The following is a 25,457-nucleotide window of genomic DNA, read 5'->3' on the forward strand; positions in this document are numbered from 1 at the left end:
CGGTGTGTCTCCTGAAGGGAAAGCCGTGGAACTTGGCGCGGGGTGAAGCTCAGAGCCGCTCGATCCGGAGCTTGACGTCGCCCGAGACGATGCCGGCCGGCATGTACGTGTGGCGCGCCTTGTAGTCGCGCTCGAGCGTGAAGCGGCAGCGCGTGAGCATGGCGTGCCAGAAGGCCTTCACCTCGGCGTTCGCCAGGTGCATGCCCGTGCAGGTGTGGCCACCAATGCCGAACGGCAGGAAGGCCGCCTTGTGCTTCTTGTCCTCGGCGCGCTCCTCGGTGAAGCGATCCGGGTCGAAGCTCCGCGGATTGCTCCACAGCTTCTCATCCTGCATCGCCACGGAGATCATCCCCATGACGAAGGTGCCCGCGGGGATCCGCCACTGGCCGAGCTGGGTGTCGTGCAGCGCGCGCCGCGCGGTGTACGGCGCGACGGGATAGAGGCGCATCGTCTCCTTCCAGACGCGCGAGGTCACCTCGAGCTTGTTGCTCTCCTCGTAGTTGATCCGTCCCTTGGACAGCGCGAGCGCCTCCTCGCGCATGCGCTCCTGCCACTCCGGGTGGGTGGCGAGGAGATAGGCCATGCCCGTCAGTCCGGAGGACGTGGTGGCGAACGCGGCGGACTTGATGCCGATCATCAGCCGCACCAGGCCGTCGTCATCGACCAGCGTCTCGGGCTCCTGGCTCTTGGCACACAGGCGGCTGAACAGGTCGTCGCCGCCGGAGGCGCGCCGGGCGGCGATCCGCGAGCGCAGCATCTCGCACAGCACGCGATGGCCCCGGATGGAGCGGCGCCACGCGGGACTGAGCAGCGCGCTGCGCGTCAGCGAGAGCGGCCCCTCCCAGTAGTCGATCAGGGCCCGCTCGAACTTCTCGGCCTCGTCGTCGACGCCCAGGAAGATGCGCGTCGACACCTTCATCATCAGGCTGCGGATCTCCTCCTTGAAGGACACGTGGCCTCGCTCCGCCCACTTTTCGATCGCCTGCTCGAAGATGGACGTCGCGGCATTGAAGTAGCTGGCGGTGGCGGAGTGGCCGAACGCAGGCTGGAACACCTTCCGGGCATCGCGGTGCGACTTGAAGTCCAGGAAGAGGGGAGAGTCGACCTTCGCGGCGTTGATCTTGGGGTCGATCCCCTGGAAGAAGGTGAGCCACGCCAGCGAGGTGGACCACGTCTGCTCGTCGCGCGCGATGGACATGACCATGTCGGGATCGGCGACGCAGACGACCGTGTAGCCGGCGAACACCGAGCGGTAGACCGGCCCGAAGCGGCGATGTTGCGCCGCCAGATGGTCGATGCCATGACGCATCCAGCCAAGCGTGTTGCGAACGGCGGCGACGGGGCCCCCCTCACCAGGCAGGTGCGCGACGTCGACGGCGGTCGGCATGCCTCGGCGCGGGCGCGAGACGTCACCGACCTGTTCGAGGATGAAAGGAGCGACCTCCGGCTGAGCGCGAGTGTCGGAGGAGGAAGCGGGACCGGGAGTAGGAGCTTGGATCGCCATCGAGTGGCGTCTTTAGCACACTCGGTGTGGCCATGGCAGACCAGGGGGTCGGCCTCGAAGGCCCTGTGGCGCTCCTTCCCGGTCTTGCGCTACATCCCCGCGGTCTGGGCGATGATCTCCTTCATCATCTCGGAGGTCCCCCCGCCAATGGTGAGCATGCGCACGTCCCTCCAGGCCCGTGCGATGTTCGTCTCCTCGATGTAGCCCATGCCTCCATAGAACTGCTGGCAGTCGTAGGCCACCCGCTGGGCGAGGTCCGCCGTGTACAGCTTCACCATGGAGATCTCCCTCAACGGCCTCCGCTTGCGCTGGAAGAGCTCCACCGTGTGATAGGTGAGCTGCCGGGCGGCCGCCACCGAGGTCAGGTGCTCGGCGAACCTGTGGCGCCACACCTGGTATTCGATGATCCGCTTGCCGAACGCCTCGCGCTCGCGGCCGTAGCGGATGGCTTCCTCGAGCATCCGCTGCATCATGGCGACGGCGTTGATGCCCGTCACCAGCCGCTCGCCCTGGAAGCTGTTCATGATGTGGAAGAAGCCGTCGTTCTCCTTTCCCAGCACGTAGCGCGCGGGAATGCGGCAGTCCTCGAAGAAGAGGATGGCCGTGTCCGAGGAGCGGTGGCCCACCTTGTCGAGCTTCTTCGACACCGCGAAGCCCTTCACGTCCGTGGGGAACGTCACCAGTGAGATCCCCGCGGCGCCCGGGCCTCCGGTCCGCACCGCCAGCACCAGGAAGTCCGCCCGTGTGCCGTTGGTGATCCACATCTTCGAGCCGTTGATGACGTAGTCGTCCCCGTCCCGCCTCGCGGTGGTGCGCAGGTTCGCCAGGTCCGAGCCCGCGCCCGGCTCGCTCATCGCGAGCGCGGCGATCTTCTCTCCCGCGAGCGCTGGAGCGAGGAACTCGCGCTTCTGCTCCTCGGTGCCGACGTCGTTGATGATGGGCGTGGCCATCTGGCCTTGAACCATCAGCGCCATGCTGACGCCCGCGTTGTCGCTGCGCGCCAGTTCCTCGGCCAGGACGGTTACGAACCAGTAGTCCAGCCCGCTGCCGCCGTACTTCGGATCATGGTGGATGCCGAAGAGGCCCAGCTCGCCGCACTTGCGGAAGAGCTCTCGCGGAAAGAGGCCCGCCTGGTCCCATTCCAGGGCGTGGGGGGCCAACTCCTTCTCCACGAATCGCCGGACCGTCTTGCGGAATGTGTCGTGCTCTTCGGTGAAGGGATGGGTCATGGCCGGGTGGGGAGCAGGGCGAGCACGCGCGAGAGCACCGCGACTCCTTCCTCGTATTCGTCGAGGCCGACGTGCTCATGGGGGGTGTGATCCAGGGAGGAATCGCCGGGGCCATAGGCGAGCGTGGGCACCTGCCAGGCCGCCGCCACGGTGTTCCAGTCGGACGTCCCCGTCTTCAGCCGGAGCGTCGGTTTGGCGCCCCGCTCGCGGATGGCCTTCTTGAACGCGCGCGAAAGCTCATCGTTCCCATCCGTGCTGACGGCGCCCTTGTTCGAGAGCGCCTTCACGCTGACGCCGGGCACGCTCCCCAGCAACGACAGCAGCCGCTCGCCATCGGTGGAGGGCCCGGTGCGGACGTTGACGCTGGCCCGGGCCCACTCCTCGGTGTCCGTGGAGCCCGTCTGGAAGGACGTCAGCGAGGGGAGGTTCTGCTCGAAAAGCGGGCGCTCGCGGTTCCATTCGTCGCAGTGCGTACGCAGCGCGTTCCACGACTCGACGAGGTGCTCGGCGGCGGCGCGGTAGTCGCGGCTCGCCGTGTGGCGCCGGCTCGCCCGGTATTCGAGCTCGGCCCGGACGAGCCCCTTGTACCCGATGGTGAGCGCGTGGGCGCCGCTCGGCTCGCCGTTGATGACGAAGTCCGGCCGGTACCGCTCGCGCACGTGGAAGGCGCCGCGAGTGATGGCCACCTCCTCCTCGACGCACCCGAGCAGCAGGAACTTCTTCCCGGCCCGCTCGCTCGCGTCGAGCAACTCCACGGCCTCGATGAAGGCGCCAATGGCTCCCTTGGCGTCCACGGTGCCACGCCCGAAGAGCCGTCCGTCCTCGATGCGCACCGGCACCTCTCCGGGCACCGTGTCGATGTGGCCGAGCAGCGTGATGCACGTGTCACCGTCGCCCATGCTCGCGATGGTGTTGCCCACTTCGTCGGTGTGCGCGCGCCAGCCTCGCTGCTCCAGCCGCTCCGCCAGCGCGCGGGAGAAGGCATGCTCGTGATGGCTGGGGCTGTACTGCTCCACCATCCACTTGAGGAACTCGATCGTCTTCTCACGTGCCTGCATTCGCGGCCTCCTTCTGCTTCCGGGGGAGGGTGAACTTGGTGCCGGACTCCTCGGTGAGGGCGACGAACACCGGCCGGGGCACGCGAGAGGAGCTCACGTACACCGAGGGGACTCCGCCCTGGAGCGCCTTGCGTGCGGCGTCCAGCTTGTAGCGCATGCGTCCGGCGGCCAGTTGCATGCAGCCCTCCACGTCGTCGCTGGAGCGCACGAGCGTCAGGGGCTCGTTCGGGTTCTCCAACAGCCCGGGCACGTTCGACAGCATGACGAACGCGCGGGCGCCGAGCGCGGTGGCGATGGAGGCGGCAACCTGGTCCGCGTCGGCATTCACGAGCACGCCCTCCTCGGTGATGGCGGGAGGGCAGAGGACGGGCACGTAGCCCTGGTCCAGCAGCGTCGCCAGGAGGCTCGTATTCACCGAGTGGATCTCCCCGGCGAGGTGCTCCCGATCGATGCGGACCCGCCCGCCGTCGTTGATCTTCAGCGGGGGCCGCCGCTTCGCGACGAGCACCCGGCCGTCCGCGCCGCAGAGCCCGACGCCGGGAATGCCGCGCTCCGCCAGAGCGAGGACGACGCGTTTGTTCACCTCGCCCACCCACGCCATCATCAAGACGCGCAGCGTGGTGGCGTGGGTGAGGCGCACCACGTTGCCGGTGGGGGTCGTCACCTCGGGGCGCTCGAGCGAGAAGGCCTTCAGGACGCGCTCGCCCGCCTCCGAGCCTCCATTCACCACCACGACCCGCTCGCCACGGCGGATGAGCTCCGCGACATCGTTGCAGACGTTCTCGAGGTCGACCCCCGCGGCGCCGCCAATCTTGACCACGAGGGGGCGGAGGTCCGGGCCGCCCGGGTTGCTGGAAGGCAGTGGCGCGCTCATCCGAGCACACTCGCGCCGCCATCGACGAGCTGGACCGTCCCGGTGATGAACGAGGCCCGCTCGCTGGCGAGGAAGGTGGCGGCGGCGGCGAACTCCTCGGGGAGCCCCACGCGGCGCAGCGGAATATGGGCCGCCATGGCGCGGAGCCCGGCGTCCACGTCTCCGTCGGTGTTCGTTCCGGCGGTGCGCTCGACGGGAGGCGTGCGGGTGTAGCCGGGGGCCAGGACGTTGACGGTGACGCCGCAGTCCCCGAGCTCCTGCACGAGCGCGGAGGAGAATCCGACGATGCCCAGCCGCGAGAAGCCCGAGAGGGCGAAGCGGGCCACGGGCCGCACGACGGTCTCGGACGTGATGAAGAGCAGGCGTCCCCAGCGCGCCGCCTTCATGTAGGGGAGGGCGGCCAGGGCCAGGCTGATGGGCGGCAGCAGTACCGAGTCCACGGCGTCCTTGTAGGCGCCGAGCTCGAACTTCGTCGCCGGGCCCGGAGGCGGCCCGCCGCTGTTCGTCACCGCGATGTGGAGGGCCCCCAAGCGGCCGGCGACCTCCTCGACCCAGTGGCGGACGGCGTCGGGATTCTTCAAGTCCACCGCCGTCGTGAGCACCCGGCCCCGGGCGAGCTCCTTCAGCCGGCGCTCGGCCTGCGCGAGCTTCGCGGTGTCCCTCGCGCCGATGGCGACGTGCGCGCCTTCCTTCGCCAGCTCCTCGGCGACGGCGAGCCCCAGGCCGCTGGAGCCTCCCGCGACGAGCGCGACCCTACCGGTCAGTCCCAGTTCCACCGAGCGCCTCCTTTCCGCCGCGGGCCGCGGTGCCGGTGAGCACCGGCTCACGGGTCTGGGTGCGCCGGGGTTGGAAGTAGCCGTAGCGGGCCATCAGCGGCCACGCCAGCGCCTGGGTGATGTTCCTCGCGCGCGCGGGGAGCTCCTTGCGCCAGGCATCGTCCTCGGGCCGCAGGAGCGTGGGCCCGCTGCGGAAGCGATCCGGATTGCCGGTGACGGTGTGGTTCTTCCCCAGGTGGACGGTGCGCCCCTGCACCGGGTTGACCGCGTCCCGCGCGCCGACGTGCTCGAGCAGGGCTCCCACCACCGAGGCCGGCTCGGCGATGAAGTCCTCGTAGCGCAGGAAGAACGAGCGCTCGGGGTAGCGCTGGATGACGGCCTCGGAGGCGACGTTGAAGCCGACCCAATAGCTGGTGCTGCGCAGCGCGGACATGGGGACGACGTACTGCTTCGTCTTCGTCCACGAGTGCGTGGCGGCGCGCGGATCCCTCACGAGGTAGAGGAAATAGGGCGTGACTCCCTCCACGTGCGGAAGGAGCGCCGCCTCGGACGGCAGCTTGCCGCTGTCCACGAGGGTGTGGCTGCCCGTGGCCTTCGCGATGGCACGGTACGTCCGGCTCAGCGTGGCGGCGTACTCGCGGACATCCTCCGAGCGGGTACCCTCGCGCAGGATGCTCCACGTGTGACGGGTCCGCACGGCCCGCGTCTGGCGCCGCACGACTTCCCGGGCGTGGTCCTCGGAAGTGCTCCCCGCGGGGGCCTCCTCCTCGAACACCTTCGACCAGAGGCCGCAGCGGGTGAGGGCCTCGCCGCAGCCGCAGAAGGTATTGGAGCCGTGGCCGTAGGCATTCTTCCAGAGGAAGCTGAGCTCGCCGGTGTGGAAGAAGCCCTTCACCTCGTTGAGCACGTTTCCAAGGATGGTGCTGCCATTGCGGCACCAGCCGGTGATGTAGAGAACCTTGATGTGGGATTGCGACACGGGCGCCCCTGTGCGTGCTGCCTGGATGTCCTTGAAACGGTTCCGCCGTCAGGCCAGCGAGGCCACGTAGAAGTGCGTGGGCAGGTGGACGACGAGCGCCTCGTAGATCTCCCCGCACACGGCGAGGCCCTCGCGCGGGAAGATGCCCTTGGGGGGCTCGGCGAAGCGGATGACGGAGCGGCCGCTGTCGAAGATGGTGGCGGCGGCGGTGTAGTCGCCGACGATGAGGGTGCCCGGGTTGACCATGCGCGCTCGGGCGATGCGCACGCCCATGTCCGCGAGGTCCTTCAGCAGACTGCCCTGCCCGACGAAGTAGCGGTAGTAGTCCTCCGGGTTCATGAGGATGCCGTCCGCCGAGCCGCCCACCTGCTCGACGCGATTGCACGCCGCCAGGAGCGAGGCCACGGGGGTCTCGCGGGCCGCCAGGCGGGTGACGCCCGGAGTCTCCAGCAGGCCGCGCACGCGCTCGCCACCGGGGCCGCGCGCGAGCGCCTGATTCTCCGCCGTGCACAGGCGCACCAGCAGCCGGTAGTCGATGAACGTCGCGAGCGCCTCCGGGTCGTCCAGCAGCGCGGGGTTGAGCTGCACCCACGCCGTGGTGGGCTTGAGCTCCGCCTTGTCCGAGTGGAACTCGAACGTGGCCTCCTGCCTCAGCTGCGCGTCGATGACCTGCTCGGTGATGGCGGCCTGGGGACGCGTTTCGTACCAGTACTTGACCTGGGGCTGCTCCGTCTTGACGACCTTGAAGAGACCGCGCACCGCGATGCGGGGCCGGCGCTTGAAGCCCGGGAAGGAGTCAGTGATTGTCGTGGAGAACTCCACGGAGGCCTTCGTGCCCTGCGCGAGGACGGCGTTGGCAAATGCCCGCCCTGGGGACAGCTCTGTCCCCGCGGTACCATTCGTGCTCATGTTTGTTCCCCTGTCTGGGTGATGTGAACTGCGGGTGGCCGCGGACTTCGGACCGCGGGGTGCTTCAGATGGGATGCAGGCCCCGGAAGCCGAGGCCCTCGGTCTCGGAGCGGCCGAGCATCAGGTTCATGGCGTGTACGGCCGTGCCCGCCGCGCCCTTCACCAGGTTGTCGATCGCCACGTTGACGACGATCCGGTTCCGCTCCGAGTCCACGTCGACCGAGAGGTCGCAGTAGTTCGTCCCCTGCAGCGGGCCGGGCTCGGGGAAGGGTGAGGCGCTCGTGTTGGGCCGGATGAGCCGTACGAAGGGCTTCTCGCGGTAGGCCATTGCGATGGCGCGGAGCGGCTCGGCCTCGTCCATGGGCCTCGTGGTGAAGCCGTGCACCGTCGCGAGGATGCCGCGCACGCTCGGGATGGCCGTGGCGCTGAAGTGCACGCTCGGACGCGTCCCCGTGAGCCGCTCGACGACGTTCTCGATCTCTCCCGTGTGCCGATGCCCCACTGGCTTGTAGCAACGCAGCGCGGAGGCGCGCTCGGGGTGATGGGAGGCCCGGTCCGGTGTGGCGCCGCCTCCCGAGGAGCCCGTCTTCGCGTCGACGACGAGCTCCGGCTTCACCAGGCCCGCGCGCACCAGCGGGAGGATTCCCAGCAGCGAGGCGTGGGCCATGCAACCGGGCACCGCGACATAGCGAGCCTCGGGGAGCGCGCTGGCCGTCCATTCGGGCAAGGCGTAGACGAACCCCGGCACGTCCGCGGGCCGTGGGTGTTTCTTGTACCAGCGCTCGTGCGCCGCCGGGTCCAGCCGGAAGTCCGCACTCAGGTCGATCACCCGGCCCGCGAGCTCGCGCACCCTGGCCCAGCGGTTGATGAGTCCGCCCTGGGGCATGCAGCTCACGAGCAGGTCGCACGGCTCCAGCGCGTCGTGCGGGACGAAGCGCAGCGAGCTCATTCCGCGCAGGTTCGCATGCGGGTAGTCGAGCCGCTTGCCCGCGAATTGATCCGAGGTGGCCTGCACCACCTCCACGCCCGGGTGCGCGAGCAGCAGCCGCAGCAGCTCGCCGCCCGTGTAGCCCGAGGCTCCGAAGACGGCCACGCGCGTCATGGGTGCACCCCGATGGCGTAGTCCGCGATCAGCTCCGGCAGCGGCACCTGGGTGATCTCGATGCTTCGCGCGAACTCCACGCAGTGGTTGATCTCATTCACCAGGATCTCTCCGCCGCGCGTCTCGAGCAGATCCACGGCAGCGATGTCCGCTCCCACGGCCGCCGCCGCGCGCTCGGCGAGCTTCGCGTGCGACTCGGGCACCTCGTACCGCTCGGGCACGGCGCCCCGGGCGGTGTTCGTCACCCAGTGCTCCGAGCGCCGGCGGATGCCGCCCACCGCCCGGCCCATCACGTAGACACGCAGGTCATAGCCGGGCTTGTCGATGTACTGCTGGACGAGCCCCACATGATCCGAGGCGCTTCCGGTCTCGAAGCGCATCTGCATGAGTCCCTCGGCCGCGCTGCGTCCGTCGATGCGCGCGACCATGCGCCCCCATGAGCCCACCGCGGGCTTCGTCACCACCGGGTAGCCCCGGCGTTCGATCTCCGCCACGCAGGTCTCCTCCTCGAAGCCCGCGAAGGACCACGGCATGGGCACTCCGTGCGCCGCCAGCGCCAGGGTGGTGAGGATCTTGTCCCCACACGTGGCGATGGCCTGGGCGCTGTTCACCACGCGCGCGCCCTTCACCTCGAGGATGGCCGCCAGATAGCGGGAGCGGGTGAGCGACATGCTCCGCATCAGGACGACGTTGCCACCCGGCCAGCGCTCCGCGTCCAACGGCAGGACGAGGTCGGAGTCCTGCCGCATCTCGACGGCGCAGTCCCTCTTGCGCAGCGCCTCGAGGATCATCCGCTCCTCGGTGCGCAGCCGTGTATAGACGAGATCGATCTTCTTCATGGGAGGTCCGAGACGGGGTGACTACTCGCCCCAGTCCTCCTCGACCTCGGGGGCCTCGGCGAGGCGCAGGGGCTTGAGGCCCACCACCTCCAGCTCGACGGAGCAGCCCTCGCAGGTGAGGACCTCTCCCTCCAGGTAGTGGTCTCCGAGAATCTCGAAGGCACACGTGGGGCAACCATTGATTCCCGCGGCATCCATCGGCTTCTGCAGCTGCATCAGTTCCTCCTTGTGGACAGTGAATCGAGAACGCGTTCGGCCACCGCCGCGCCGTCGAGCCCGTGCCCGCGCAGCAGCGCTTCATGGGAGCCCGCGAGCGGGTCGTAGCGATCCTGGATGCCGATGCGGAGCACCCGCCGGCCGAGCCCCTGTGCGCACACGGCCTCGCAGACCGCGCCGCCGAGCCCGCCGAGGATGGTGTGCTCCTCCACCGTGACGAGCAGCCGCGTGCGCTCCGCCGTCTCGAGCACCGCCGCCTCGTCGAGCGGCTTGAGCGTATGCATGTTCACCACGCGCGCCGAGACGCCTTGGGTCTCGAGCCGCTGGGCGGCCTCCAGCGCGACGGAGACGCCCACCTCGCCGTGCGCGATCAGCCCCACGTCCGAGCCTTCGCGGAAGCAGAGCGCCCGCCCGAGCGTGAAGCCGCCGCGGGGCTCCTCCAGCCGGCTCACCCGGTTGCGGCCGAGCCGCATGTACACGGGGCCCGCGTGGTCGATCATCGCGCGCGTGGCGAGGATCGTCTCGAGCCCGTCGGCGGGGGAGAGCACCAGCATCCCCGGCATGGCGCGGAGGATGGCCAGGTCCTCGATGGCGTGGTGGGTGGGCCCGAAGAACGCGCCCGAGACGCCACCGTAATCGCAGACGAGCTTCACGTTCGACTGGGGGTAGGCCATTCCGAGCCGCACCTGCTCGCACGCCCGCATGGCCCCGAAGGGCGCGAAGGTGTGCGCGAAGACGACGTGCCCCACGTGCGCCATGCCGCACGCCATGTCGAGCATCGTGGCCTCGCAGATGCCCAGGTTGAAGTAGCGGTCCTTGTGGCGGGCCTCGAAGGGATCTCCTCCGCCACCGAGGTCCGCCTCCAGCAGCACGAGGCGCGGGTCCTGCTCGGCGAAGCGCGCGAGCGCATGCCGGAAGATCTGCCGGTTGGAGAGCTTGGGGTTCTCCCGGAGCCAGGCCTCGGGGGCGGCCGAGAGATCCGCGCCGCTCGTCTGGGTTTCGCTCACGGAGTCTCTCCCATGGAGACGAGCGCGCGCCGGAGCTGCTCGGGAGAGAAGACCGCGTAGTGGGGGCCCTTGCCCTTGAACAAGGGGACGCCCGCTCCCTTCTGGGTCCTCGCGACGATGGCGCGCGGGGCCGTTCCGGCGGGGGCCTCCAGGGCCGCGCAGAGCGCACGCAGATCGTGCCCGTCCACCTCGAGCGCCTCGAAGCCAAACATGAGCAGCCGGTCCGTCAGCGCCGCCTGGGAGAGGATGGATTCGGTGGGGCCATCGTTCTGACCTCCGTTCCGGTCGATGATGACTGTCAGATTGGAGAGACGCTGGTGCGAGGCAATCTGGAGGGCCTCCCAGTTGGAGCCCTCGCCCATCTCTCCATCCCCACAGATGACATAGACACGGTTGGACAAGCCCTTGAGCCTGTACCCGAGTGCCAACCCTGTACCCAGGCCCAATCCGTGCCCCAGGCTGCCGGTGGAGAAGTCCACACCTGGGACCCTGGCATTCACATGGCCCGTGAAGATGCTCCCTTCCGCGTTGTAGCGCTGGACGAGCTCCTCGGGGTCGAAGAAGCCAAACGCGGACAGGGCCGCATACAGTCCCGCCGCGGCGTGTCCCTTCGAGAGGATGAGGTGATCGCGTCCCTCCCAGCGGGGCTCACTGGGATTGATTTTCATGACGCGTCCCAGCAATGCCACGAGGATTTCCGTCAGGGAGAGCGAGCCTCCGAGATGGCAGCCAGAGGCGGTCGCCGCGAGCCGGACGATGAGCCGCCGGACACGTCTTGCCTGTGCTTGAAGCGAGTCCATTCCGTCCTCGGACGGGGACTCGAGACGCACGTCTGTCGTTGCAGCGGTCATCGCGCGAGTCATGATTCGTGGGGGGGAACGAAGCAATTCGTGACTTCGTTGTTTCGCGGGCACCCTATGAAAACGAGAGAGGACTCGTCAATGTGTGAACTTAGGCACTGATGTAAAAAAAAAATCCGACATTGGCGAGCCAGAGAGAAAGTGTTAGGGAATTCCCCCGCAAAGACATATACATCCCAGGAACACAGGGGAGCTCAGGAATGACTGGAGAGTTTCACAGTGCCACCGCGCGTGCTGCTGATGGAGATGCCTGGCGTCTCAAGGGTTGGTGGCGCGACGCAACCGTGGTCGACGACCTCCACCGCGCGATCAAGAGCCATCCGGACAAGACGGCGATCATCGCGGCCCGGTACTTTTCCAGGGACATCACACGCATCAGCTACGCGGAGCTGGGGACGTATATGGAGCGCTTCGCGGGCGCCCTCCGCGAGCTGGGCGTCGGACGCGAGCAGGTCGTCGCCGTGCAGCTCCCCAACTGGTGGCAGTTCACCGCGCTCGCGCTGGCGTGCGCGCGCATTGGCGCGGTGCTCGCGCCCATCCCTCCGGACTACCGGCGCCGGGAGGTGGAGTTCATCCTCGGCAGGACCGAGGCCCGGGTCTACATCGGCCCGGCGACCTGGACCGGGTTCTCACACCGGGACATGCTCCGGGAGACGGCACCGGCGCTCCCGGCCCTGCGCCATCGCGTCTTCATCGGGGCGGGAAGTGGCCTGGCGGCGGGAGAGCTCGACTTCGACGCGCACTTCGTTTCCACGCGCTGGGAAGAGCATTACACCGCCAGTGCGTTGGATGAGCTGACGGCCCGCGCGGATGACGTGTTCAACATCCTCTATACGTCGGGCACGACCGGCGAGCCCAAGGGCGTGGTCCACTCGTACAACACCAACTACGCCATCACCCGGGCCCTCAGCGAGACGATGCGGCTGGGCGCGGAGGACGTCATCTCGCTGCCGAGCCTCCTCACCGCCTCGAGCGGCTTCACCTATCTCTTCCAGATGCCCCTCCTGCTCGGGGCCACGGCGGTCTATCTGGATGTGGCGGATCCCGACTTCCACCTCAAGCTCATCGAGGAAAATGGGATCTCCTTCATGTATGCGATCCCCACGTACTACCTGAACATGCTTGCCTCGCAGAAGCGCCGGCCCCGGAAGGCGGGCACACTCAAGTGTCTGGCCACCGGCTCGACTCCCGTTCCGCCCCACCTCATCGCCGAGGCGCGGGATGTGTTTGGCGTCCGCCTGCACACGCTCTGGGGCATGACGGAGAACGGCGCCGTCACCATCACCCGGCACGAGGATCCCCCCGATTGGCCCGCCAACAGTGACGGAGCCCCCGTTCCCTGGATGGAAGTGAAGATCGCTCCGGCCACCACCGAGGATGGCTCGGCCTTCCCGGATGGCGCGGGGCGGCTGCTGGTCCGCGGCGCGAGCCAGTGCCTCGGGTACTTCAAGCGCGAGGACATCTACAACGCCTGTCTGGACTCCGAGGGATGGTTCGACACCGGAGACCTGGCGCGCGACGACGGGCGCGGCGGCATCCGCATCGCCGGCCGGCTCAAGGACCTCATCTTCCGGCACGGGATGAAGATTCCCGTCGTGGAGGTCGAGTCGGCGCTGTATGCGCATCCGAAGGTGCGGGAGGTCGCCGTCGTGGCCCATGCGGATGATCGCATCGGTGGCGAGCGTGTGTGCGCCGTCGTGGTGCCTCGCGACGAGGCGCCCACCCTCAATGAGCTGCGGGACCATCTGCGCAAGGCCGGTATGTCGGTGTCGTACTGGCCGGATCGGCTGGAGCTCATCTCCGAGATGCCGAAGACACCCTCCGGGAAGATCCGGAAGTTCCTCCTGCGCGAGCGCCTGAAGGAGACGTCCGCCAGCAAGGCCTGAGCCTGTCTTCACCCCTGTCTTCAAGCAAGACCCGCTGCCTCCTGGCGGCGGGAGTGGTTCCTTATTGTCTGCCTTTCCCCCCAAGGCAAGCGTTCCCCCCACGGCAAGCCGACATGAACATGCGCGATGTACAGCCCCCGGCCGATTGCGTTTCGCAAGCCTCCCCTCCAAGGGCCGAACCGAAGCCGGGTGTGAAGCCGGTACGCAGGGCTCCGCCATTGGTGCCGGTGTCTCGCGAAGAGGCGCCGCCGTTGTCCTTCGCGCAGCAGCGGCTGTGGTTCATCGATCAGCTCGCGCCCGGGAGTCACGCGTACAACGTCGTTCCCTACGCCCGGCTGAAGGGGCCGCTCGACGCGGCCGCCCTGGAGCGGAGCCTGGCCGAGGTCATCCGCCGTCACGAGGCGCTGCGGACGACGTTCACCCAGGTGAATGGGCAGCCGGTGCAACGGATTGCCCCGGAGCTGGCGTTCCGTCTCCCCGTGGAGAGCCTGGAGTCCGTGCCGGAGGGCGAGCGGGAGTCGGTGCTCCAGCGGCTCGCGGAGGAGGAGGCTCGCTGCCCGTTCGACCTGGAGAAGGGTCCGCTGATCCGGGGACGGTTGTTGCGCGTGGCGGCCGAGGACCACGCGTTGCTGCTCACGCTGCACCACGTCATCAGCGACGTCTGGTCCCTGGGCGTGGTGGAGCGAGAGCTGACCACGCTGTACCGGGCCTTCTCCCGCGGTGAGGAGCCGGCGCCGCGGGCCCTCCCGGTGCAGTACGCGGACTTCGCGAAGTGGCAGCGCGAGTGGTTGAAGGGCGAGGTGCTCGAGGAGCAGCTCGCGTGGTGGAAGCAGCAGCTCGCCGGGGCTCCGCCCGTGCTGGAGCTGCCAACGGACAGGCCGAGGCCTCCCTTGCCGTCCGCTCGCGGGGCCGTGGTGCGGGTGATGCTGTCTCCGGCGCTCTCCGGGGCGGTCAAGGAGCTGAGCCGCAAGCAAGGCGTCACCCAGTTCATGACGCTGCTGGCGGGCTTCCATGCGCTCCTGGCGCGCTACAGTGGACAGTCGGACCTCGTGGTGGGCTCGCCCATCTCCGGGCGCACCCGGCGCGAGGTGGAGGGACTCGTTGGCTTCTTCGCCAACACGCTGGCCCTGCGCGTGGATGGGACCGGCGCCGAGAGCTTCCGCGAGTTGCTGGGCCGGGTTCGCACGGCCTGCCTGGGCGCGTATGCCCATCCGGATCTGCCTTTCGAGCAGTTGGTGGATGCGCTCCATCCGGTGCGAGACCTGAGCCGCTCACCGCTCTTCCAGGTGATGTTCGTCCTCCAGGGTGCGATGCCCTATGCCGCCCTGGAGCTGCCCGGTGTCGCCGCGAGCGAGCTCGTCGTGGATCCCGGCGTGTCACGCTTCGACATCACGTTGTCGGTGCGGGAGACCCCGGAGGGGTGGTTGTGCATCTGGGAGTACAGCACCGACCTGTATGACGAGGCGACGGTGGCGCGGATGGCGGCGCACTACGTGCGGCTGCTGGAGGGAGCCGTCGCGCAGCCAGAGGGCAAGCTGTCGGCACTGCCGCTGATGGACGAGCAGGAGCGGCGGCGGGTGGTGGTGGAGTTCAATGACACCCAGACCCTGTATGCACCGGCGCGAGGGGTGCACGAGCTGTTCGAGGTATGGGCGGACAAGACGCCGGAGGCGGTGGCCGTCAGCTTCGGAGAAGAGCGGCTGACGTACGGGGAGCTGAACCGCAAGGCGAACCGGCTGGCGCACCACCTGAGAGGACTTGAGGTGGGGCCGGATGTGCCGGTGGGCCTGTGCGTGCGCCGCTCGCTGGATCTGGCCGTGGGAGTACTGGGCATTCTCAAGGCCGGGGGCGCGTACGTGCCGTTGGACCCGGCGTACCCGGCGGAGCGCCTGGCGCTCATGCTCGAGTCGTCTCGTGCGCCTGTGGTGCTCACCCAGCGGGAGTTGAAGGACGCGCTGCCGGAGGGAGCGGCGCGGCGGCTGTACCTGGACACGGACGAAGGGGCGTGGGCCGACGGAAGCGACGCCAATCCGCAGCCGCTGATGGGACCCGAGGCGCTGGCGTACGTCATCTACACGTCGGGGTCGACGGGAGTGCCCAAGGGCGTGGCGATGCACCACCGGCCGTTGCTCAACCTGATTCGCTGTCAGGTGGCGCGCTCGGTTGTGCCGAAGCCGAAGACGCTGCAGTTCTCGGCGTTGAGCTTCGACGTGAGCTTCCAAGAGATGTTCTCCACGTGGGCGGCGGGCGGAGCGCTAGTGCTCATCGCCGAGGAGATGCGGCTGGATGCGAGGGCGCTGCTGGAGAAGATGGACAGCAGCGGAGTGGAGCGGCTGTTCCTGCCGTTCGTGGCGCTGCAGAACCTGGCGGAGGTGGCGGAGAAGGAAGGGCTGGCGCCCAGGAAGCTGAAGGAAGTCATCACGGCCGGAGAGCAGCTGCGGGTGACGCCGGCGCTGCGCGGGATGTTCGCGCGGCTGCCCGGGTGCGTGCTGGAGAATCAGTACGGACCGACAGAGACGCACCTGGCGACGGCGTTCCGATTGGAGGGGAGCCCGGAGCGGTGGCCCGAGCTGCCGGGAATTGGCAAGCCCATCGCGAACGTGAGCGTGCACCTGCTGGACGGCAACGGAGAGCCGGTGCCGGTGGGAGTGGTGGGGGAGCTGTACATCGGAGGGGCGGGGCTGGCGAGGGGCTACCTGCACCGGGAGGAGCTGACGCGGGAGAAGTTCCTCGAGGACAGGTTCGCGGCGGCGCCGGGAGGGAGGCTGTACCGGACGGGGGACTACGCGCGCTACCAGGCGGACGGGAGCATCGAGTTCCTCGGCAGGCGCGACGCGCAGGTGAAGGTGCGGGGCTTCCGCATCGAGCTGGCGGAAATCGAGGCCGCGCTCGCCCGGCATCCCGCGGTGAAGGACGTAGCGGTCGTGGCGAGGGAGCTCGGCGCCGGTGGAAAGCGGCTGGTGGCCTACGTGGTGCCCGGCACGTCCCCCGAGCTCGATACCGCGGTCCTGAAGGCCTTCCTCAAGGAGAGCCTGCCCGAGTACATGGTGCCTTCGGCCTTCGTGCGCCTGGAGGCCTTCCCCCTCACGCCCAGCGGCAAGGTGGACAGGAAGTCGCTCCCCGCGCCGGAGCTGGAGGGCTCGGCGCGGGAAGGGTTCGTGGCGCCCCGTACGCCGCTGGAAGAGCTGGTGGCGGGCACCTGGGCGCCGCTGCTGGGCCTGCGGCGCGTGGGCGCGTACGATCACTTCTTCGAGTTGGGGGGACACTCGCTGCTGGCGACCCAGGTGGTCTCCCGTCTGCGTGAAGTGCTTCGCGTGGACCTGCCGGTGCGCGTGCTCTTCGAGGCGCCCACCGTGGCCGAGCTCGCGCACCGGCTCAAGTCCATGCCGGGCGGCATGCAGGGGCCCCAGGCTCCGCCGCTCGTGCCCATGCGCGGGGAGGGTGCGCCGCCGCTGTCCTTCGCGCAGCAGCGGCTGTGGTTCCTCGAGCAGCTCGCGCCGGGTGGCTTCGCCTACAACCTGCCCTTCGTCACGCGGCTGAAGGGCCGGCTCGACGTGGCCTTGCTGGAGCGGAGCCTCGGGGAGCTCGTCCGGCGGCACGAGGCGCTGCGGACGACGTTCACCCTGGTGGACGGGCAGCCCGTACAGCGCATTGCCTCGGAGCTGGTGCTCGCGTTGCCCGTGGAGAGCCTGGAGGCCGTGCCGGAGGGCGAGCGGCCGGGTGCGGTGCGGCGCCGTGTGGAAGAAGAGGTCCGGTGCCTCTTCGAGCTGGAGAAGGGGCCGCTGGTGCGGGCCCGGTTGCTGCGCTCGGCCGCCGAGGAGCACGTGCTGGTGCTCGTCATGCACCACATCGTCTGCGACGGCTGGTCCATGAGCGTGCTCGTGCGCGAGCTGGCCTCGCTGTATCAGGCGTTCTCCTCGGGCGCCGAGCCCTCGCTGCCCGCACTGCCGGTGCAGTACGCGGATTACTCCCGGTGGCAGCGCGAGTGGCTGCGCGGCGAGGTGCTGGAATCGCAGCTCGGCTGGTGGAAGCAGCGGCTCGCCGGAGCACCGCCGGTGTTGGAGTTGTCCACGGACAGGGCTCGCCCCGCGGTGCAGACCTTCCGGGGCGCCACGCTGCCGGTGCGGCTGCCCGCGGCGCTCTCCGGGCCGCTCCGGGAGCTCAACCGCCGCGAGGGCGTCACGCCCTTCATGACGTTCCTCGCGGCGTACCAGGCCCTGCTGGCGCGCTACAGCGGGCAGACGGACATCGTGGTGGGCTCGCCCATCGCCGGGCGCACCCAGCGGGAGCTGGAGGGGCTCATCGGCTTCTTCGTCAACACGCTGGCGCTGCGGCTGGAGTCCTCGGGCGAGGTGAGCTTCCGGGAGCTGGTGCTCCGGGCTCGCGAGGCCTGTCTGGGGGCCTATGCGCACCAGGACGTGCCCTTCGAGCAGCTCGTGAATGCGTTGCAGCCGGTGCGGGACCTGAGCCGCGCACCGCTGTTCCAGGTGATGTTCGCGTTGCAGGAGCCGGCACCGGCGCTCGCGCTGCCCGGCGTGTCCTCGGAGGAGGTCTCCTTCGAGACGGGGCTGGCGAAGTTCGACCTCACGCTGTTCGTCCGGGAGACCGCGGACGGCTGGGAGGCGCTCTGGGAGTACAACACCGGCCTCTTCGACGAGGCACGGGTCGCGCGCATGGCGGCGCACTACGGGCGGCTGCTGGAGGAGGCCCTCGCGCATCCCGAGCAGCCCGTGTCGGCGCTGCCACTGCTGGACGAGGGGGAGCGGCGGAGCGTGCTGGTGGACTGGAACCAGACGCGAACCGGGTACCCGCGCAATGCCTGTGTCCATGCGCTCTTCGAGGAGCAGGTGGCGCGCCGTCCCGACGCCGTGGCGGCGGAGTACGAGGGGCAGTGCCTCACCTACGCGGAGCTGAACCGCCACGCCAACCGGATCGCCCGGCACCTGCGTGGGCTGGGCGTCACGCCGGGAACGCTCGTGGGCCTGTGCTCCGGACGCTCGCTGGAGATGGTGGCGGCGACGCTCGGCATCCTGAAAGCTGGCGGCGCGTATGTGCCGTTGGATCCGGCCTACCCCCAGGAGCGCCTGTCGTTCATGGTGGCGGACACGGCGGTACCGGTGGTGCTGGTGCAGCCGGAGCTCGCCTCGATGCTGCCGCCGGTGGGCGCCCGCGTGGTGCCCCTGTCCTGGGAGACGTTCGCCCACGAGCGCGAGGACGGCCTCGGGGAGCGGGTGGCGCCGGAGGCGCTGGCGTATGTGATGTACACGTCTGGCTCCACGGGCCAGCCCAAGGGCGTGTGCATCCCGCACCGGGGAATCGTGCGGTTGGTACGTGACGCCTCGTACCTCGAGGTGACGGCGGAGGACCGCTTCACCCAGATGTCGAACACGGCGTTCGATGCCTCGACGTTCGAGCTGTGGGGCGCACTGCTGAACGGGGCGCGGCTGGTGGGCGTATCGCGCGAGGTGGCGCTGTCCTCGAAGGCGTTGGCTGCGTTCCTCCGGGAGAAGCAGGCGAGCGTGATGTTCGTCACCACGGCGCTCTTCAACCAGATCGCCGCCGAGTGCCCGGAGGCCTTCCAGACGGTGAAGGCCGTGGTGTTCGGCGGTGAGGCCGCGGACGCGAAGTCGATCCGGCGGGTGTTGGAGCGGGGGGCGCCGAGGCACCTGCTGAATGCCTATGGCCCCACGGAGAACACGGCGTTCTCGACGACCTTCGAGGTGAGGGCGGTCGCGGAGGGCACGGTGTCGGTGCCCATCGGCAGGCCGGTGTCGAACTCGGACGCGTACGTGCTGGACGAGCGGATGCAGCCGGTGCCGGCCAGCGTCGCCGGAGAGCTGTACGTCGGAGGAGATGGGCTGGCGCTCGGGTATCTGAACCGGCCGGAGCTCACGGCGGAGAAGTTCGTGGCGCACCCGTTCAGCACGGAGCCGGGCGCGAAGCTGTATCGGACGGGGGACCTCGCGCGGTACCTGCCGGACGGGAACATCGAGTTCCTCGGGCGGCGCGATGCCCAGGTGAAGGTGCGTGGCTTCCGCATCGAGCTGGGAGAGATCGAAGCGGCGCTGGTGAAGCACCCCGCGGTGGGTGAGGCGGTGGTGACGGCTCGGGACGAGGGGCTGGGAGGAAAACGGCTGGTGGCGTATGTGGTGCCCGCTTCGTCCTCCGAGCCCGATACCACGGAGCTGAGGGCCTTCCTCAAGCAGACGCTGCCCGAGCACATGGTGCCCTCTGCCTTCGTGAGGCTGGAGAAGCTCCCGCTCACGCCGAACGGGAAGGTGGACCGCAAGGCACTGCCCGCGCCGGAGGCGGCGGGGACGGAGCACGCGGGCTACGTGGCGCCCCGGACGCGGATGGAGCAGGTGGTGGCGGACATCTGGGCGCCTTTGCTGAAGCAGCAGCGGGTGGGGGCCCAGGACAACTTCTTCGAGCTGGGTGGACACTCGCTGCTGGCGGCACAGGTGGCCACGCGCCTGCGCGAGGCGCTCCAGATGGAGCTGTCGGTCCGGGTGCTCTTCGAGGCCCCGGTGCTGGAGGAGCTGGCGGTACGGCTCGAAGCGATGGCGAGCGGCGTACGAGGGCGGCAACTCCCGGCGTTGGCTCCCGTTGCGCGAGAGGGCGAGCTGCCCCTGTCCTTCGCGCAGCAGCGGCTGTGGTTCATCGAGCAGCTCGAGCCCGGGGGCTACACGTACAACGTCCCCTATACGTTGCGGCTGACGGGCCGGCTGGACAGGGCGGTGCTGGAGCGGAGCCTCGGGGAGGTGGTGCGCCGGCACGAGGCGCTGCGGACGACGTTCGTGGAGGTGAACGGGCAGCCGGTGCAGTGCATTGCTCCGGAACTGGCGCTGGCACTGCCGGTGGAGGACGTGGAGGAACAGGCGGCGGGAGAGGTCCAGCGGCGCGTGGAGCAGGAGGCGCGGCGCCCGTTCGAGCTGGAGAAGGGCCCGTTGGTGAGGGCGACGCTGCTGCGCGTGGCGGCGGACGAGCACGTGCTGGTGCTCGTGATGCACCACATCGTCTGCGACATCTGGTCGTTGGATCTGCTGCTGCGCGAGGTGGAGACGCTCTACCGGGCCTTCTCCGAGGGGAAGGCTCCCCAGCTGCCGACTCTGCCAGTGCAGTACGTGGATTACGCGAAGTGGCAGCGTGAGTGGTTGAAGGGCGAGGTGCTGGAGGAGCAACTGGGCTGGTGGAAGCAGCAGCTCGCGGGCGCACCGCCCGTGCTGGAGCTGCCGGTGGATCGGCCCCGGCCTCCCGTCCAGACCTTCCGCGGAGCCCATCTGGTGAAGCCCTTGCCTCCGGCGCTGTCCGGGGCGGTGAAGGAGCTGAGTCACAAGGAAGGCGTTACGCTGTTCATGGCATTCCTGGCGGCGTACCAGGCCCTGCTGGCGCGCTACAGCGGGCAGAGCGACATCGTGATGGGCACGCCCATCTCCGGACGCAACCGGCGAGAGGTGGAGGGGCTCGTCGGCTTCTTCCTCAACACGCTGCCGCTGCGGGTGGAGGGGAGTGGAGCCGGGAGCTTCCGGGAGTTGTTGCGCCGGGTGCGCGAGGCGTGTCTGGGAGCCTATGCCCACCAGGACCTGCCGTTCGAGCAACTGGTGGACGCGCTGCAGCCGGTGCGCGACTTGAGCCGCTCGCCGCTCTTCCAGGTGATGTTCGTCTACCAGACCGAGCTGAAGCCGGTGTCGCTGCCCGGTGTGTCCGTGGGCGAGTTCGCCTTCCAGCCCGGGATGGCGAAGTTCGACCTGACCCTGTTCGTGCGGGAGACGCCGGAGGGGCTGGTGAGCCTCTGGGAATACAACACGGACCTGTACGACGAGGCGACGGTGGCGCGGATGGCGGCGCACTACGTGCGGCTGCTGGAGGGCGCCGTCGCGCAGCCGGAAGGCAAGCTGTCGGCACTGCCGCTGATGGACGAGGCGGAGCGGCGGCGGGTGGTGGTGGAGTTCAACGACACCAAGGCCCTGTATGCACCGGCGCGAGGGGTGCACGAGCTGTTCGAGGCGTGGGCGGACAGGACACCGGGGGCGGTGGCCGTCAGCTTCGGAGAGGAGCGGCTGACGTATGGGGAGCTGAACCGCAAGGCCAACCGGCTGGCGCACCACCTGCGAGGACTGGGCGTGGGGCCGGACGTGCCGGTGGGCTTGTGCGTGCGGCGCTCGATGGATCTGGCCGTGGGCGTGCTGGGCATCCTCAAGGCCGGAGGCGCGTACGTGCCGCTGGATCCCGCCTACCCGGCGGAGCGCCAGGCGCTCATGCTCGAGTCCTCACGCGCCCCCGTGGTGCTCACACAGCAGGCGTTGAAGGACGCACTGCCCGCGGGTGGAGCGCGGCGGTTGTACCTGGACACGGACGAGGCGCAGTGGGCCAGCACCAGCGAGGCCCATCCGGAGGCGCTCTCGGGGCCGCAGGCGCTGGCGTACGTCATCTACACCTCGGGCTCGACGGGAGTGCCCAAGGGAGTGGCGATGCACCACGGGCCTCTGCTCAACCTGCTTCGCTGGCAGGTGTCGCGCTCGGTGGTGCCGGGGGGCAGGACGCTGCAGTTCTCGGCGCTGAGCTTCGACGTGAGCTTCCAGGAACTGTTCTCCACATGGGCAGCGGGAGGCGAGCTGGTGCTCATCCCCGAGGAGCTGAGGCTGGAGGCGAGGGCGCTGCTGGAGACGATGGACAGCAGGGGCGTGGAGCGGCTGTTCCTGCCGTTCGTGGCGCTGCAGAACCTGGCGGAGGTGGCGGAGAGGGAAGGGGTGATGGCGCGAGCGCTGAAGGAAGTCATCACGGCCGGAGAGCAGCTGCGGGTGACACCTGCGCTGCGAGGAATGTTCGCCAGGCTGCCCGGGTGCGTGCTGGAGAACCAGTACGGACCGACGGAGACGCATGTGGCGACGGCGTACCGGCTGGAGGGGAGCCCGGAGCAGTGGCCGGACCTGCCGGGAATCGGCAAGCCCATCGCGAATACGAGCGTGCACCTGCTGGACGGCAATGGAGAGCCGGTGCCGGTGGGAGTGGTAGGCGAGCTGTACATCGGAGGGGCGGGGCTGGCGAAGGGCTACCTGCACCGGGAGGAGCTGACACGGGAGAAGTTCCTCGAGGACAGGGTCTCGGGGAGGGCGGGAGGCAGGCTGTACCGGACGGGGGACTACGCGCGCTACCAGGCGGACGGGAGCATCGAGTTCCTCGGCAGGCGCGACGCGCAGGTGAAGGTGCGGGGCTTCCGCATCGAGTTGGCGGAAATCGAGGCCGTGCTCGCCCGCCACCCCGCCGTGCGCGATTGCGTCGTCGACGCGCGGGAGACGGCCTCGGGGCAGAAGCTGCTGGTGGCGTACGTCGTTGGCAAGCCGGGACAGCAAACGCCGGTCAGCGGAGAGCTGAAGCGCTACCTGAAGGAGACGCTGCCCGAGTACATGGTGCCCTCGGCCTTCGTGCCCCTGGAGTCCTTCCCGCTGACGCCCAGCGGGAAGGTGAACAGAAGGGCGCTGCCCGCTCCAGACTTTGGCCGCCAGGAGTCGTCGCGCTCGTACGTCGCACCACGCACGGCGCTCGAGGTGCGGGTCGCGCACGTCTGGGAGGAGCTGCTGGGCATCCATCCCATTGGCGTGCGGGACAACTTCTTCGAGCTGGGAGGCAACTCGCTGCTGGCCATCCGGCTGTTGTCGCGGATCCGGACGAGCCTGGGAAAGAGCCCGCCGGTGGCGGCACTGTTCCAGGACGCGACCGTGGAGCATCTGGCCGGACTGCTGCGTCAGGAGGCGGGGCCGTGGTCTCCGCTGGTGGAGCTCCGCAAGGGAGACGGGAGGCGGCCTTTCTTCTGCGTGCACGCGGTGGGAGGCACGGTGCTCGGGTACGTGGAGCTGGCGCGGCGGCTCGGGCCGGAGCAGCCCTTCTACGGGTTGCAGTCGCGAGGGTTGGACGGAGACCAGCCGCCGTGCGGCTCGGTGGAGGAGATGGCGGCGCTCTACCTCGAGGCGATCCGGAGCGTGCAGCCGACGGGGCCCTATCTGCTGGGTGGCTGGTCCATGGGCGGCAGCATCGCGCTCGAGATGGCGAGGCAGCTCCAGGCCCGGGGCGAGCAGGTGGACCTGCTGGCGCTCATCGACAGCTATGACCTCACGCCGGCGGTGGCGGGACTGCCGCCGGAGCACCAGGAGGCCTCGCGGCTGGGCGTGCTGTTCTACAGGGACTTGCTGAGGGCGGCAGGGCAGGAGTTGCCGGTCTCGGAAGAAGCACTCGCGCGGATGGGCCCGGAGGAGTTGAGCGGAGCCCTGGAGGAGGCCAGCAAGGCCGCGGCCTCGGTGTTGGGTGCCGGTGTCCAACCGCTGCAGCCGCTGCGGCGGGTCTTCGAGGAGAACCTGCGGGCGGCTTGGCGGTACGTGCCGCCGCGCTACGAAGGGCGCATCACCGTCTTCGAGGCGAGCGAGTCCGCGCTGCGTGAGCAGGGTGGAACGCGCTTCGTGGCCACCGAGGTGGACGTTCACGCGCTGGAGGGAGACCACTACTCCATCCTGCGTGGCCCGGGGGTGGAGGCGCTGGCGGCGCGGCTCTCGTCGTGCCTGGAGCGGGCCCATGCCGGCTGATACCGCTCCCTCCACGCCCACGGCCGCCGCCCGGAAGGCGCCGGTCAACAAGTGGCTCGTCACGCTCTCGGTGTCCATCGGCACGCTGATGGGCTCCATCGACGCGTCCATCGTCAACGTGGCGCTGTCGCAGATGCGCAGCTCCATCGGGGCCACCGTCCAGGAGATCACCTGGATGAGCACCAGCTTCATCATCGCCACGGTGCTGATGCTGCCGCTCACGGGCTTCTTCGGCCGGCTCTTCGGCCAGAAGCGCACCTATCTGGCGTGCCTGGCCCTCTTCATCGTCAGCTCGTTCCTCTGCGGGGTGGCCTGGAGCCTGCCCTCGCTGGTGTTCTTCCGGGCCCTGCAGGGCATTGGCTCCGGGCTGCTCGTGCCCACCGAACAGGCCATCCTCCGGCAGACCTGGCCCCCCGAGGAGCAGGGCATGGCCATGGGCCTCTTCACCACGGTCATCACGGTGGGGCCCGCCGTCGGCCCCACGCTCGGCGGCTACATCGTCGACAACTTCCACTGGTCGTGGATCTTCTTCATCAACCTGCCCATCGGGTTGCTCGGCCTGCTGCTGGTGTGGCGCTTCGTCGAGGAGCCCGAGGACGTGCTGGCCGCCAACCGGGCCGCCGCCGAGCTGCAACGCCGCAACATCGACTGGGCCGGCATCGGCCTGCTCTGGGTGGGGATGGCCACGCTCCAGTTCGTGCTGGAGGAGGGGCAGCACCAGGGCTGGTTCGAGTCGAGGGGGATCACCACCTGCCTGCTGCTGGCGGTCTTCTGCCTGGCGGCCTTCGTGCTGCGCGAGCTCACCGCGGTGGCGCCAGCGGTGGACCTGCGCCTCTTCAAGGAGCCGGTGTTCTCCTCGGGGGCGGTGCTCGGCGCGTTGATGTTCTTCATCCTCACGTCGAACCTGTTCCTGCTGCCGCTCTTCATGCAGGAGCTGCTCGGCTTCACGGCGATGCAGGCGGGTGAGGCGCTCATGCCGCGCACGCTGGTGATGATCGTGATGATGCCCATCGTCGGGCGCCTCTACAACCGCATCTCCCCCCGGGTGCTCATCGGCGTGGGGCTGTTCATCATCGGCGTGGGCGTCTACCGCATGATGCGCGTCTCGCTGGATACGGGCAGGGCGGAGATCATCTCGTCGATCATGCTGCAGGGGCTGGGCACCAGCCTGCTCTTCGTGCCGCTCAACGTCGTGGTGTTCGACAAGGTGGAGCGGGCCCGGATGGCGGACGCCACCGGCATCCACACGCTGATGCGGCAGCTCGGCACCTCGGTGGGCCTGGCCCTCTTCGCCACGCTGATGACGCGCTACTCCGCGCAGGCGCAGGTGGGGCTCTCCGCGCAGCTCGTCGCCGAGCGCCCCGAGCTGTACGAGCGCCTCTCCTCGACGATGAGCAGCCTGGTGGCGGGCGGTGTCGAGGGCTACGAGGCCACCGAGGTGAGCCTGCGCCTGCTGGCGAGCGGCCTCCAGCGGCAGGCGTCGCTGCTGGCCTTCAACCGGCTCTTCACGCTGTCCGCGCTGCTGTTCGCGCTGGCGCTGCCACTGCTGTGCTTCCTCTGGGTCTCGCCGGGCACCAGGCCCGCGCCGCGGGCCCCGAAGGCGGAGCCGGACGAGGTTCACCTGGATGTGGAGGTCTGACG

Annotated in this window: 15 protein-coding genes; 3 read left to right on the top strand and 12 right to left on the bottom strand. The window is 69.2% G+C overall.

Features of this window, described 5'->3' with window-relative positions; genetic code table 11:
- Positions 1 to 49: 49 nt before the first annotated feature.
- The 12 genes from NR798_RS19040 to NR798_RS19095 all read right to left on the bottom strand — a co-directional run bounded on the left by NR798_RS19040 (position 50) and on the right by NR798_RS19095 (position 11,356).
- Positions 50 to 1,387, bottom strand: a complete 1,338-nt coding sequence (locus tag NR798_RS19040; RefSeq protein ID WP_375772905.1) for a cytochrome P450 — start codon at positions 1,385 to 1,387, stop codon at positions 50 to 52.
- A 206-nt stretch (positions 1,388 to 1,593) separates the two neighbouring features.
- Positions 1,594 to 2,733, bottom strand: a complete 1,140-nt coding sequence (locus NR798_RS19045) for an acyl-CoA dehydrogenase family protein (RefSeq protein WP_375772906.1) — start codon at positions 2,731 to 2,733, stop codon at positions 1,594 to 1,596.
- Positions 2,730 to 3,791 carry a M20/M25/M40 family metallo-hydrolase gene (locus tag NR798_RS19050; RefSeq protein WP_375772907.1) on the bottom strand — a complete coding sequence of 354 codons (1,062 nt, stop codon included), beginning with the start codon at positions 3,789 to 3,791 and terminating at the stop codon, positions 2,730 to 2,732. The genes NR798_RS19045 and NR798_RS19050 overlap by 4 nt, the downstream gene beginning before the upstream one ends.
- The gene (locus tag NR798_RS19055) at positions 3,778 to 4,665 is read right to left on the bottom strand and encodes a [LysW]-aminoadipate kinase (RefSeq protein ID WP_375772908.1); all 888 of its coding nucleotides are present in this window, start codon (positions 4,663 to 4,665) and stop codon (positions 3,778 to 3,780) included. Before NR798_RS19055 ends, NR798_RS19050 begins: the two co-directional genes overlap by 14 nt.
- Positions 4,662 to 5,441: an SDR family oxidoreductase gene (locus NR798_RS19060; RefSeq protein ID WP_375772909.1), complete on the bottom strand. Its 780-nt coding sequence runs from the start codon at positions 5,439 to 5,441 to the stop codon at positions 4,662 to 4,664. Before NR798_RS19060 ends, NR798_RS19055 begins: the two co-directional genes overlap by 4 nt.
- A complete protein-coding gene (locus NR798_RS19065; RefSeq protein WP_375772910.1) occupies positions 5,419 to 6,420 on the bottom strand; it encodes a sulfotransferase in 1,002 nt (333 codons plus the stop codon). The genes NR798_RS19060 and NR798_RS19065 overlap by 23 nt, the downstream gene beginning before the upstream one ends.
- Positions 6,421 to 6,468: 48 nt before the next feature.
- A complete protein-coding gene (locus tag NR798_RS19070; RefSeq protein WP_375772911.1) occupies positions 6,469 to 7,329 on the bottom strand; it encodes a family 3 encapsulin nanocompartment shell protein in 861 nt (286 codons plus the stop codon).
- A 64-nt stretch (positions 7,330 to 7,393) separates the two neighbouring features.
- Positions 7,394 to 8,431, bottom strand: a complete 1,038-nt coding sequence (gene argC, locus NR798_RS19075) for an N-acetyl-gamma-glutamyl-phosphate reductase (protein WP_375772912.1) — start codon at positions 8,429 to 8,431, stop codon at positions 7,394 to 7,396.
- Positions 8,428 to 9,270, bottom strand: a complete 843-nt coding sequence (locus NR798_RS19080) for a RimK family alpha-L-glutamate ligase (protein ID WP_375772913.1) — start codon at positions 9,268 to 9,270, stop codon at positions 8,428 to 8,430. The genes argC and NR798_RS19080 overlap by 4 nt, the downstream gene beginning before the upstream one ends.
- Before the next feature lie 21 nt (positions 9,271 to 9,291).
- The gene (lysW, locus tag NR798_RS19085; RefSeq protein ID WP_375772914.1) at positions 9,292 to 9,486 is read right to left on the bottom strand and encodes a lysine biosynthesis protein LysW; all 195 of its coding nucleotides are present in this window, start codon (positions 9,484 to 9,486) and stop codon (positions 9,292 to 9,294) included.
- Positions 9,486 to 10,493, bottom strand: a complete 1,008-nt coding sequence (locus NR798_RS19090; RefSeq protein WP_375772915.1) for a transketolase family protein — start codon at positions 10,491 to 10,493, stop codon at positions 9,486 to 9,488. The genes lysW and NR798_RS19090 overlap by 1 nt, the downstream gene beginning before the upstream one ends.
- The gene (locus NR798_RS19095; protein ID WP_375772916.1) at positions 10,490 to 11,356 is read right to left on the bottom strand and encodes a transketolase; all 867 of its coding nucleotides are present in this window, start codon (positions 11,354 to 11,356) and stop codon (positions 10,490 to 10,492) included. The genes NR798_RS19090 and NR798_RS19095 overlap by 4 nt, the downstream gene beginning before the upstream one ends.
- A gap of 281 nt (positions 11,357 to 11,637) precedes the next feature.
- Here NR798_RS19095 and NR798_RS19100 point away from each other — a divergent pair, with 281 nt between their 5' ends.
- From NR798_RS19100 to NR798_RS19110, 3 genes are all read left to right on the top strand, one after another.
- Complete coding sequence (locus NR798_RS19100; RefSeq protein WP_375772917.1) at positions 11,638 to 13,239, top strand: AMP-binding protein; 1,602 nt, start codon at positions 11,638 to 11,640, stop codon at positions 13,237 to 13,239.
- A 251-nt stretch (positions 13,240 to 13,490) separates the two neighbouring features.
- The gene (locus NR798_RS19105; RefSeq protein WP_375772918.1) at positions 13,491 to 23,816 is read left to right on the top strand and encodes an amino acid adenylation domain-containing protein; all 10,326 of its coding nucleotides are present in this window, start codon (positions 13,491 to 13,493) and stop codon (positions 23,814 to 23,816) included.
- Complete coding sequence (locus tag NR798_RS19110; RefSeq protein WP_375772919.1) at positions 23,806 to 25,455, top strand: DHA2 family efflux MFS transporter permease subunit; 1,650 nt, start codon at positions 23,806 to 23,808, stop codon at positions 25,453 to 25,455. Before NR798_RS19105 ends, NR798_RS19110 begins: the two co-directional genes overlap by 11 nt.
- Positions 25,456 to 25,457 lie beyond the last annotated feature (2 nt).

The organism is Archangium gephyra (assembly GCF_042230915.1).
GTDB classification, from domain to species: Bacteria; Myxococcota; Myxococcia; order Myxococcales; family Myxococcaceae; genus Archangium; species Archangium gephyra_B.